We start from the raw sequence: 10,198 nt of genomic DNA, 5'->3' as shown, positions 1-10,198 counted from the left end.
CATGCGCGCACTCTGCTGGCTGGCGCTGTGCCTGCCCCTGCTCGTCGAGGCGGGGCAGGCACCGTTGCAGCTGGCCTGGCGCACCAGCCAGGGCGACCAGTTGCTGCAGCTGGATCGCCAGCAGGTGCTGGCGCGCGATAGCCTGCCGGCGCAACTGGACACGCCGCTGGGCAGCCTGTGGAAGCTGTTCGTCTACGCCTACCTGGTGGACAACCGGCAGGCCGACCCCGGCTATACCTGCACCGGCCAGGATCGCGAGGAAGTCTATTGCTGCCAGACCGGCGAGCGCATCGACCGCGACCAGGCCCTGGCCAAGTCCTGTGGGCTGTATTTCGCTCCGGCACGTCTGGAGCTGCAGCCAGGGGAGTGGTCGAACTACTGGCGCGCCCATCAGGCGCCGGCCTGGCTCACTGATCTTAACGGCCTGCAGCCGCAGAAACGGGTGGCGGTCAGCGAATTGCTCGAGGTGCTGGCCAGCCTGCCGGCCCAGGCCGAGGCTCGCCGGGTGTTGCTCGACGTGCCGCTGAATGCGCCGGATGCCGCCGCGCTCGGCGCCCTGGGCGGGCGCCTGCGGGTGAAGACCTGGAGCTGGCTGGCCGATGGCGATGCGCAGGCGCGCCAGGGCGGTTTCGCCGGCTGGCTGGTGGATGGCACGCCGCTGTGGGCCGGCGGCTCAGGTACCAGTCAGAGCGTCCTGCGCGGCTACGCCGAAGTGCTTGGGCGCACGCTGCCGACGCCCTGGCCGCAGGAGCCTGGCGCGTGCGTGGAAGTGGCGCTGTTCGACCGTTATCCGCTGCGCCAGGTGCGCCAGCAGGAACAAGTCGCGGCCAGCGGGGCGCTGCGCGGGCACTATGAGGTGGAGTTCGCCAACGGTAACCGGCTGCCCATCGAGAGCGCCGGCGAGCTGTTTCTCCTGCACGAAGGTGAGCAGTCGCGCCTGGTCGCGCACCTGAGCCGCGAGGAATATGTGGCGCGGGTGCTGGATCGCGAGGCGGCGGCGCAGCCGGCCGAGGCGGCCAAGGCCCTGGCGGTGACCATCCGTACCTATCTGCTGCAGAACGCCGAACGCCGTGGTGAATGCCTGGCGATCCGCGACAGCAGCGCCAGCCAGCGTGTCGCGCCGCGCCCGGCTTCGGCGGCGGCGCGCGCCATCGCCGCCTGGAGTGCCGACCTGGTGCTGGCCGGCAGCGCCGTCACCTATCACTCCGAGCTGCCCGGGCCCGAGCGGCTGGCCTGGAGCCAGGCGGTCGAGCAGGCCGAGTCCGGCCTGCGCTACGACGCCATCCTCGCCCGCGCCTTCCCGCGTGCCAGTCTCAGTCGCTGGGACAAGCCGGCGGCCGCCTGCCAGCCGCTGGATGCGGCGACGGACTGGCTACAGGCGCAACGCCGGCAGTGGCGCACGCGCCTGGATGAGCAGCCCGGCTACAGCGATACCGCGCAGTTCGCTGTGTGCCGCCTGCTCTCCGGCAATCCCCATGTCGACCGCGAGCGCCGGCGCATCTATGTACGCGGCCTGCTGTCGCTGCAGGACCGCCTCGACCTGACTCACGAATACCTGCACCTGGCCTTCGAGGCCCACCCCAATGGCCAGGACGAGGGCTACATCGAAAGCCTCGCCCGTCACCTGCTTCTGGAATAGATCCCATGACCCTTCGCTTGCACCCCGTTGCCCTGTTCCTGCTCGGCCTGCTGCCGCTGACCGCCAGTGCCGTTGCTGTTGCCGACGTGCGCCTGGACACCCCGCGCGCAGGCTGGCGCCAGGGCTCGGCGGATGGCGCGCACTTCATCCAGGAGGTCAACTACCCGGCCTCCTCGGTCAACAGCGCGCCGGACCAGGCCGACACCGCGCGCATCCTCGGCCAGATCAACAACATGGCCAAGGTCGAGGGCACGCCGGCGCGGCTGATCGTCAACGGCATCAGCATGCCGCTCAAGGTGCAGGAAGATGGCGGCTTCGACCGCCCGTTCGTGTTCCCGGCCGGCAGTAACAACGTCGAGGTACGCAGCCCGGACGGCCAGCAGGTGCGCCGCGTGCAGTTCTACAACCAGGGCCGCGGCGAGACGCCGGCCAAGCTGCGCGTGCTGCTGTCCTGGGACAGCGACAACACCGACCTCGACCTGCACCTGGTGACCCCGGACGGCGGCCATGTCTGGTACGGCGAGCGCTCGCTGGCCAACGGCGCGGCGCTGGACGTCGACGTGACCAGCGGCTTCGGCCCGGAAATGATCGCCTCGCCGACCCCGCTCAAGGGCCAGTACCTGGTCTACGTCAACTATTACGGAGGCGGTTACAGCAGCGAGGGTAGTGCGGCGCAGGCCCTGACCACGGCGCAGATCACCCTGATCAGCGAGGAGGGTACGCCGAACGAGAAGCAGCAGTCCTTCCTCGTACCCATGCGCGCGCCGGGCGAGCTGACCCTGGTCAAGCAGTTCAGCTACCCATAAGCCCGACAGCTAACATGGGGTAGGTTGCGGTTGAGCGCAGCGAAGCCCAACGGTTTCTGCTCGTTGGGCTTCGTAGCTGTGCTCCTCAACCCAACCTACGGCGCCTGCCAGGCATCGATGACTTCCTGGGCGGCGCGGAAGGCGTCGATGGCCGCCGGTACGCCGGCGTACACCGCGCAGTGCAGCAGGGCTTCGCGGATTTCCTCCACCGTGCAGCCGTTGTTCAGTGCGCCGCGTACATGGCCTTTGAGCTCCTGCGGGCATTTCAGCGCGGTCAGTGCGGCCAGGGTGATCAGGCTGCGGGTCTTGCGGTCCAGGCCTTCGCGGTTCCACACGCCGCCCCAGGCGTGCTCGTTGACGAAGTCCTGCAGTGGCTGGCTGAATTCGGTGGCATTGCCCAGGGCGCGGTCGACGAAGGCGTCGCCCATCACTTCGCGGCGCACCTGCAGGCCGCTTTTCTTCTCTTCGCTCATGCGGGTTCTCCTTGGGGAAATAGTTACGTTATTCGAGGGCTTCGACGCGTACCGGTGCCACGCCGGCGCGCAGCATGTCGAGCTGCTCGGCGGCCTGGCGGGACAGGTCGATCAGGCGCTTGCGCGAGCTTGGCCCGCGGTCGTTGATACGCACGATCACGCGCTTGTTGTTGCTCAGGTTGGTGACCTGCACGCGGGTGCCGAACGGTAGTTCGCGGTGCGCGGCGGTCAGCGCGTTCTGGTCGAAGCGCTCGCCGCTGGCGGTCTTGCGCCCGTGGTGCCTGGCGCCATACCAGGAGGCCTGGCCTTCGGCGCGGTAACCCTGCGGGTCGACCACGCCCTGGCTGGCGCAGCCGGCAAGTAGCAGGATCAGGCTGGTGAGCAGAAGGCTTCTAAGCATGCGAACTCCGCGTAGGGTGGATGTCGCGCAGCACATTCACCGGACTTGGTGGAAAACGCTGCGCGGTTTTCCACGGGGTGGCCATCCACCCTACGGATAACACGACGCCGGGCAAGCCCGGCGTCGTGTTCACTGCGGTGAGACCTCAGCCTTCAAGCTTCTTCTTCAGCAGCTCGTTGACCTGGCCGGGGTTGGCCTTGCCTTTCGAGGCCTTCATAGCCTGGCCGACGAAGAAGCCGAACATCTTGCCGCGCTTGGCTTCGTCGCTGGCGCGGTACTGTTCGACCTGCTCGGCGTTGGCCGCCAGCACTTCGTCGAGCATCGACTCGATGGCGCCGGAGTCGGTAACCTGCTTGAGACCTTTCTTCTCGATCACCTCATCGGCGCTGGCGCCTTCACCGGCGGCCAGGGCCTCGAACACCATCTTGGCGATCTTGCCGCTGATGGTGTTGTCCTTGATGCGCAGGATCATGCCGCCCAGCTGTTCGGCGGAGACCGGCGACTGGTCGATTTCCAGGTTGTCCTTGTTGAGCAGGCTGGACAGCTCGCCCATCACCCAGTTGGCGGCCAGCTTGGCGTCGCCGCACACGCCGTTGACCGCCTCGAAGTAGTCGGCCAGTTCGCGGCTGGCGGCCAGTACGCTGGCGTCGTAGGCGGACAGGCCGAACTGCGCCTCGAAGCGCTCGCGCTTCTGTACCGGCAGTTCCGGCAGGCTGGCGCGCACTTCGTCGAGGAAGCTCTGCTCGATCACTACCGGCAGCAGGTCCGGGCAGGGGAAGTAACGGTAGTCGTTGGCTTCCTCCTTGCTGCGCATGGAACGGGTCTGGTCCTTGTTCGGGTCGTACAGGCGGGTTTCCTGCACCACCTTGCCGCCGTCCTCGATCAGCTCGATCTGCCGCTGAACCTCATGGTTGATCGCCTTCTCGATGAAGCGGAAGGAGTTGACGTTCTTGATCTCGGCGCGGGTGCCGAACTCGGCCTGGCCCTTGGGCCGGACCGAGACGTTGCAGTCGCAGCGCAGCGAGCCTTCGGCCATGTTGCCGTCGCAGATGCCCAGGTAGCGCACCAGGGCATGGATCGCCTTGACGTAGGCCACCGCTTCCTTGGCCGAACGGATGTCCGGCTCGGAAACGATCTCCAGCAGCGGGGTGCCGGCGCGGTTGAGGTCGATGCCGCTCATGCCGTGGAAGTCTTCGTGCAGGCTCTTGCCGGCGTCTTCTTCCAGGTGCGCGCGGGTGATGCCGATGCGCTTGGTGGTACCGTCTTCCAGGGTGATGTCGAGGAAGCCCTTGCCGACGATGGGGTGGTCCATCTGGCTGGTCTGGTAGCCCTTGGGCAGGTCCGGGTAGAAGTAGTTCTTGCGGGCGAAGACGTTGCTCGGCGCGATGTGCGCGTCGATCGCCAGGCCGAACTTGCAGGCCATGCGTACGGCCTCGGCATTCAGCACCGGCAGGGTGCCGGGCATGCCGAGGTCGATCAGGCTGGCCTGGGTGTTGGGCTCGGCGCCGAAGGTGGTGGCGCTGGCCGAGAAGATCTTCGATTGGGTGCTGAGCTGGGCGTGGATTTCCAGCCCGATCACGGTTTCCCATTGCATATTTACTGTCCTCAGAAACCGGTCGGTGCTTGTTTGTGCCAGTCAGTGACCTGTTGGTACTGATGGGCGACATTCAGCAGGCGACCTTCCTGGAAGTAGGGCGCAAGCAGTTGCACGCCAACCGGCAGGCCATCGACGAAGCCGGCGGGCATGGACAGGCCGGGGATGCCGGCCAGGTTGGCGGTGATGGTGTAGATGTCTTCCAGGTACTCGGCGACCGGGTCGTTGTTCTTCGCGCCGATCTTCCAGGCCAGGTTCGGCGTGGTCGGGCCGAGGATCAGGTCGACGTCATTGAATGCAGCGACGAAGTCGTTCTTGATCAGGCGGCGGATCTTCTGCGCCTTCAGGTAGTAGGCGTCGTAGTAGCCGGCGGACAGGGCGTAGGTGCCGACCATGATGCGGCGTTTGACTTCCGCGCCGAAGCCTTCGCCACGGGAGCGCTTGTACAGGTCTTCGAGGTTGACCGGGTTCTCGCAGCGATAGCCGAAACGCACGCCGTCGAAGCGCGACAGGTTGGAGCTGGCCTCGGCCGGGGCGATCACGTAGTAGGCGGGAATCGCGTGCTGCATGTTCGGCAGGCTGATCTCTTTGACCGTGGCACCGAGCTTTTTCAGCTCCTGGACCACCGCCAGCACCTTGTCGGCGATGCGGCTATCGAGGCCGGCACCGAAGTACTCCTTCGGCAGGCCGATGCGCAGGCCGGCGAGCGGCTGCTGCAGGGCGGCCAGGTAGTCGTCCACCGGCGCATCGACGCAGGTCGAGTCCTTGGCGTCGAAACCGGCCATGGCCTGCAGCATCAATGCGCAGTCCTCGGCGTTGCGGGCCAGCGGGCCGCCTTGGTCGAGGCTGGAGGCGTAGGCGATCATGCCCCAGCGCGAGACGCGCCCGTAGGTCGGCTTGATCCCGGTGAGGTTGGTCAGCGCGGCCGGCTGACGGATCGAGCCGCCGGTGTCGGTGCCGGTGGCCGCCGGAACCAGACGCGCAGCGACAGCGGCTGCGGAACCGCCGGAGGAGCCGCCCGGTACGCGGGTCAGATCCCAGGGGTTCTTCACCGGGCCGTAGTGGCTGGATTCGTTGGCCGAGCCCATGGCGAACTCGTCCATGTTCAGCTTGCCCAGGGTCACGGCGCCGGCGCTGGCGAGTTTCTCCACCACGGTGGCGTTGTAGGGGGCCTTGAAGCCGGTGAGGATCTTCGAGCCGCAGCTGGTCAGCACATCCTGGGTGCAGAACAGGTCCTTGTGGGCGATCGGTGCGCCGAGCAGGGCAGCGTTTTCGCCGGCGGCACGGCGGGCGTCGGCGGCCTTGGCCTGTTCCAGCGCCAGGTCTTCGGTGACGGTGATGAAGCTGTTGAGCTGCGGATCGAGTTGCTGGATGCGCGCCAGCAGGCTGCGGGTCAGCTCTTCGGCGGAGAATTGCTTGCCGGCGAGGCCTTGGGCGATCTCGGCGAGGGTCAGTTGATGCATGGGGAACCCTTTCCTTTTATTCGATGACTTTCGGCACGAGGTACAGGCCGTTCTCGACGGCCGGGGCGATGGCCTGGTAGGCATCGCGCCGATTCTGCTCGGTGACCCGATCGGCACGCAGGCGCTGGGTGGTTTCCAGCGGGTGGGCCAGCGGCTCGATGCCGTCGGTATCGACCGCCTGCATGGCGTCGATCAGGCCGAGAATGTTGTTGAGGGTCTCGGTGGTTCGCGGAATATCCGCCTCATTTAGGCCCAGGCGGGCGAGATGGGCGATCTTTTCCACGTCGGAGCGTTCAAGCGCCATCGGGATTCTCCAAGAGCGGGCCGGGTGGCCGGACGAAATACGGGCGGGGAACGGATACCGCGTGCTGCGGTCGAAAGCCGCGAATTGTGGGCCGTAAAGCCCGGAAAAGCTGGCAATTTAGCACATCACGCGCCTTGCCCAAAAGGCTGGTCGTTGATAGAGTTTGCCGCACTTTTTTACCCAGCGTTTTCACCACGCTCTGTCTAGGGTTATCCCCCCATGTTCAAGAAACTGCGTGGCATGTTTTCCAGCGATCTGTCGATCGACCTGGGCACTGCCAATACCCTGATTTATGTGCGCGAGCGCGGCATCGTCCTGAACGAGCCGTCCGTGGTTGCCATCCGTACCAGCGCCAACAACCAGAAGAGCGTGGTCGCCGTCGGCACCGAAGCCAAGCGCATGCTCGGCCGTACCCCGGGCAACATTTCCGCCATTCGTCCGATGAAGGACGGCGTGATCGCCGACTTCAGCGTCTGCGAGAAGATGCTGCAGTACTTCATCAACAAGGTTCACGAAAACAGCTTCCTGCAGCCGTCGCCGCGCGTGCTGATCTGCGTGCCGTGCAAGTCGACCCAGGTCGAGCGCCGTGCCATCCGCGAATCGGCCCTGGGTGCCGGTGCCCGCGAAGTGTTCCTGATCGAAGAGCCGATGGCCGCCGCCATCGGTGCCGGCCTGCCGGTCGAAGAAGCCCGTGGCTCGATGGTCGTCGATATCGGCGGTGGCACCACCGAAATCGCGCTGATCTCGCTGAACGGCGTGGTCTATGCCGAATCCGTGCGGGTCGGCGGCGACCGTTTCGACGAAGCCATCATCACCTACGTGCGCCGCAACTACGGTTCGCTGATCGGCGAATCCACCGCCGAGCGGATCAAGCAGGAAATCGGCACCGCCTACGCCGGTGGCGAAGTGCGCGAAGTCGACGTGCGTGGCCGTAACCTGGCCGAAGGCGTACCGCGCAGCTTCACCCTGAACTCCAACGAAGTGCTGGAAGCGCTGCAGGAATCCCTGGCGACCATCGTCCAGGCGGTCAAGAGCGCCCTGGAGCAGTCGCCGCCGGAGCTGGCCTCCGACATCGCCGAGCGCGGCCTGGTGCTGACCGGCGGTGGCGCGCTGCTGCGCGACCTGGACAAACTGCTGTCGCAGGAAACCGGCCTGCCGGTGATCGTCGCCGAAGACCCGCTGACCTGCGTGGCGCGTGGCGGTGGCCGTGCGCTGGAAATGATGGATCGCCACTCCATGGATCTGCTCTCCTCGGAATGATCCTGATGGGTTAAACCGAAGCCGGAGGTTCGTACTTCCGGCTTTCTGTTTTCTAGGTTTCGGTTAAGGGTCTGTTCAAAGGGGAGCTGCCATCAAACCGCTATTTGCCAAGGGGCCATCGCTGGGCGTACGACTGCTGGTGCTGGTCGTGCTGTCGGCCGTGCTGATGGTGGTGGATGCGCGCTTCACCGTGTTCAAGCCGCTGCGTACGCAGATGGGCCTGCTGGTCGAGCCGGTCTACTGGGTAGGGCGCCTGCCGCTGACCCTGTGGGAGGCGGCGACCCAGGAGCTGAGCAGCCGCAACGAACTGGCCGCCGAGAACGAGAAGCTCAAGGCGGAAATGCTCATGCTGCAGAGCCGCGTGCAGAAGCTGGCGGCGCTGACCGAGCAGAACGTGCGCCTGCGCGAGCTGCTCAACTCCTCCGCGCTGGTCGACGACAAGGTGATCGCCACCGAGCTGATCGGCGTCGACCCCAACCCCTTCACCCACCGCATCCTGATCGACAAGGGCGAGAAAGACGGCGCCTTCGTCGGCCAGCCGGTGCTCGATGCCCGCGGCCTGATGGGCCAGGTGGTCGAGGTGATGCCCTACGCGGCCCGCGTGCTGCTGCTCACCGACACCAGCCACAGCATCCCGGTACAGGTCAATCGCAACGGCCTGCGCGCCATCGCCAGCGGCACCGGCAATCCGGAGCGCCTGGAGCTGCGCCATGTCGCCGATACCGCCGATATCAAGGTCGGCGATCTGCTGGTCAGCTCGGGCATGGGCCAGCGTTTTCCGGCCGGCTACCCGGTGGCCATGGTCAACGAGGTGATCCACGACTCCGGTCAGCCGTTCGCCATAGTGCGGGCCGTGCCGACCGCCGCGCTGAACCGCAGTCGCCACATGCTGCTGGTGGATGTCGACCGGCGTACGGCCGAGGAGCGCGCCACCGATGCCGCCGAGGCCCAACAGGAGGCCGATGGCCAGCCCGCTGCCGCGCAAGCGGCGCCGGCCGCGGCGCAGCCCCCCGCGCAGATGCCGGCCGAGGCCGCCGCGCCTGCACCGGCGACCGAGGAGAACGACTGATGGTGGCTGCACGTTCCGCCAATGGCTGGGTGATCTGGGTCAGCCTGGCGTTCGCCCTGCTGTTCAGCGTGGCGCCCATGCTCAAGTTCATGGAAATCGGCCGGCCGCTGTGGCTGGCCTTGTTCCTGTCCTACTGGGCGCTGACCGTGCCGCACCGCCTGGGCATGGTCTCGGCCTGGGTCTTCGGCTTGCTGGCGGATGTGCTGAACGGCTCGCTGCTGGGGCTCAATGCCCTGGTCCTGACCCTGATCGTGTTCCTCGTGCTGTCGCTGCAGCGGCGCCTGCGCATGTTTCCCATGTGGCAGCAGAGCCTGGTGCTGCTGGTGGTCTTCGGCCTGGCCCAGCTGGTGCACCTGTGGCTCAACGCCCTGACCGGCAACCGCCAGCCGACCCTCGAGTTCGTCTTCCCGGCGCTGGTCAGCGCCTTGCTCTGGCCCTGGGTGTTCGCCACCCTGCGCTGGCTGCAGCAACGCTTCCGCGTTTATTGAACCGGTTGCCGGCCGGTGCGCCGGCAGCCGCCATTCCTCGACAGGGAGAAGTCTGCATGGCCTCGCTCTACCTGGCCTCCGGTTCCCCCCGCCGGCGCGAGTTGCTGGCGCAAATTGGTGTGCCCTTCGTCACGCTTGGCGCCGCCATCGATGAAAGTGCATTGCCCGCTGAGCCGGCGCATGGCTATGTAGAGCGCCTGGCGCTGGAGAAAGCGCGCGCGGGGCTGGCCAGCCTGGCCGATAACACCGATGCTGTAGTACTGGGTGCCGACACCGCCGTGGTGCTCGACGGTCAGATCCTCGGCAAGCCGCAGGATCGCAGCGAGGCCCTGGCGATGCTGGCCGCCCTGTCCGGGCGCGAGCATCAGGTGCTGACGGCCGTGGCGCTGGCCAGCCGTTCGCGCAGCGCGGTGCAGGTGGTGACTAGTCGCGTGACCTTCCGCCCGTTGCGTCCCGGTGAGGCCGAGGCCTACTGGGCCACGGGCGAGCCCTGCGACAAGGCGGGCAGCTATGGCATCCAGGGCCTGGCGGCGGTGTTCGTCAGCCAGCTGCAGGGCAGTTACTCGGCGGTGGTCGGCTTGCCCTTGTGCGAAACTGCACAGATGCTCAACGAATTCGCAATTCCGTGCTGGCAGACAGTGCCGGTCAACAGTTAAGAGGCTGCCGCTTCGGCCCGCGGTTCAGGACCGGCAGCTTCATCGC

At 66.6% G+C, this 10,198-nt stretch carries 11 protein-coding genes; 6 read left to right on the top strand and 5 right to left on the bottom strand.

All coding sequences use genetic code 11. The features are described 5' to 3' along the window. The first annotated feature begins 1 nt into the window (after position 1). A complete protein-coding gene (locus tag F3I62_RS08360) occupies positions 2 to 1,639 on the top strand; it encodes a DUF2300 domain-containing protein (RefSeq protein ID WP_160489179.1) in 1,638 nt (545 codons plus the stop codon). A gap of 5 nt (positions 1,640 to 1,644) precedes the next feature. Next, positions 1,645 to 2,445, top strand: coding sequence for a YfaP family protein (locus F3I62_RS08355; RefSeq protein ID WP_160489178.1), 801 nt, complete (start codon positions 1,645 to 1,647; stop codon positions 2,443 to 2,445). Between the two features lie 95 nt (positions 2,446 to 2,540). Here F3I62_RS08355 and F3I62_RS08350 read toward each other — a convergent pair whose 3' ends face one another. The 5 genes from F3I62_RS08350 to gatC form a co-directional block, all read right to left on the bottom strand. Beyond that, positions 2,541 to 2,918 (bottom strand): carboxymuconolactone decarboxylase family protein, encoded by a 378-nt coding sequence (locus F3I62_RS08350; protein WP_160489177.1) that lies wholly within the window; start codon positions 2,916 to 2,918, stop codon positions 2,541 to 2,543. 28 nt (positions 2,919 to 2,946) lie between these two features. Continuing rightward, the gene (locus F3I62_RS08345) at positions 2,947 to 3,318 is read right to left on the bottom strand and encodes a septal ring lytic transglycosylase RlpA family protein (RefSeq protein WP_160489176.1); all 372 of its coding nucleotides are present in this window, start codon (positions 3,316 to 3,318) and stop codon (positions 2,947 to 2,949) included. A 145-nt stretch (positions 3,319 to 3,463) separates the two neighbouring features. Then, positions 3,464 to 4,912, bottom strand: coding sequence for an Asp-tRNA(Asn)/Glu-tRNA(Gln) amidotransferase subunit GatB (gene gatB, locus F3I62_RS08340; protein ID WP_160489175.1), 1,449 nt, complete (start codon positions 4,910 to 4,912; stop codon positions 3,464 to 3,466). 11 nt (positions 4,913 to 4,923) lie between these two features. Next, positions 4,924 to 6,375: an Asp-tRNA(Asn)/Glu-tRNA(Gln) amidotransferase subunit GatA gene (gene gatA / locus F3I62_RS08335; RefSeq protein ID WP_160489174.1), complete on the bottom strand. Its 1,452-nt coding sequence runs from the start codon at positions 6,373 to 6,375 to the stop codon at positions 4,924 to 4,926. A gap of 16 nt (positions 6,376 to 6,391) precedes the next feature. Further along, on the bottom strand, positions 6,392 to 6,679 hold the full coding sequence (gene gatC, locus F3I62_RS08330) for an Asp-tRNA(Asn)/Glu-tRNA(Gln) amidotransferase subunit GatC (protein ID WP_160489173.1): 288 nt from the start codon (positions 6,677 to 6,679) through the stop codon (positions 6,392 to 6,394). 219 nt (positions 6,680 to 6,898) lie between these two features. On the opposite strand from gatC, the gene mreB reads away from it, so the two are divergent. The 4 genes from mreB to F3I62_RS08310 all read left to right on the top strand — a co-directional run bounded on the left by mreB (position 6,899) and on the right by F3I62_RS08310 (position 10,152). Further along, positions 6,899 to 7,939, top strand: a complete 1,041-nt coding sequence (mreB, locus tag F3I62_RS08325; RefSeq protein WP_160082072.1) for a rod shape-determining protein MreB — start codon at positions 6,899 to 6,901, stop codon at positions 7,937 to 7,939. Between the two features lie 139 nt (positions 7,940 to 8,078). Continuing rightward, entirely contained in the window at positions 8,079 to 9,008 is a 930-nt protein-coding gene (mreC, locus tag F3I62_RS08320; protein ID WP_372240096.1) for a rod shape-determining protein MreC, read from the top strand. Further along, complete coding sequence (gene mreD / locus F3I62_RS08315; RefSeq protein ID WP_160489172.1) at positions 9,008 to 9,496, top strand: rod shape-determining protein MreD; 489 nt, start codon at positions 9,008 to 9,010, stop codon at positions 9,494 to 9,496. Before mreC ends, mreD begins: the two co-directional genes overlap by 1 nt. 56 nt (positions 9,497 to 9,552) lie before the next feature. Then, positions 9,553 to 10,152 carry a nucleoside triphosphate pyrophosphatase gene (locus F3I62_RS08310; protein ID WP_160489171.1) on the top strand — a complete coding sequence of 200 codons (600 nt, stop codon included), beginning with the start codon at positions 9,553 to 9,555 and terminating at the stop codon, positions 10,150 to 10,152. Positions 10,153 to 10,198: the final 46 nt, after the last annotated feature.

Source organism: Pseudomonas sp. R-28-1W-6 (genome assembly GCF_009799925.1).
Taxonomy (GTDB): Bacteria; Pseudomonadota; Gammaproteobacteria; order Pseudomonadales; family Pseudomonadaceae; genus Aquipseudomonas.
This window is presented reverse-complemented; position numbering and strand designations above follow the sequence as displayed.

Coding starts and splice junctions, on each gene's coding strand:
- mreB (WP_160082072.1), top strand. CDS start 6,899: ATGTTCAAGAAACTGCGTGGCATGTTTTCCAGCGATCTGTCGATCGAC.
- F3I62_RS08350 (WP_160489177.1), bottom strand. CDS start 2,918: ATGAGCGAAGAGAAGAAAAGCGGCCTGCAGGTGCGCCGCGAAGTGATG.
- F3I62_RS08355 (WP_160489178.1), top strand. CDS start 1,645: ATGACCCTTCGCTTGCACCCCGTTGCCCTGTTCCTGCTCGGCCTGCTG.
- gatB (WP_160489175.1), bottom strand. CDS start 4,912: ATGCAATGGGAAACCGTGATCGGGCTGGAAATCCACGCCCAGCTCAGC.
- gatA (WP_160489174.1), bottom strand. CDS start 6,375: ATGCATCAACTGACCCTCGCCGAGATCGCCCAAGGCCTCGCCGGCAAG.
- gatC (WP_160489173.1), bottom strand. CDS start 6,679: ATGGCGCTTGAACGCTCCGACGTGGAAAAGATCGCCCATCTCGCCCGC.
- F3I62_RS08310 (WP_160489171.1), top strand. CDS start 9,553: ATGGCCTCGCTCTACCTGGCCTCCGGTTCCCCCCGCCGGCGCGAGTTG.
- F3I62_RS08345 (WP_160489176.1), bottom strand. CDS start 3,318: ATGCTTAGAAGCCTTCTGCTCACCAGCCTGATCCTGCTACTTGCCGGC.
- mreD (WP_160489172.1), top strand. CDS start 9,008: ATGGTGGCTGCACGTTCCGCCAATGGCTGGGTGATCTGGGTCAGCCTG.
- F3I62_RS08360 (WP_160489179.1), top strand. CDS start 2: ATGCGCGCACTCTGCTGGCTGGCGCTGTGCCTGCCCCTGCTCGTCGAG.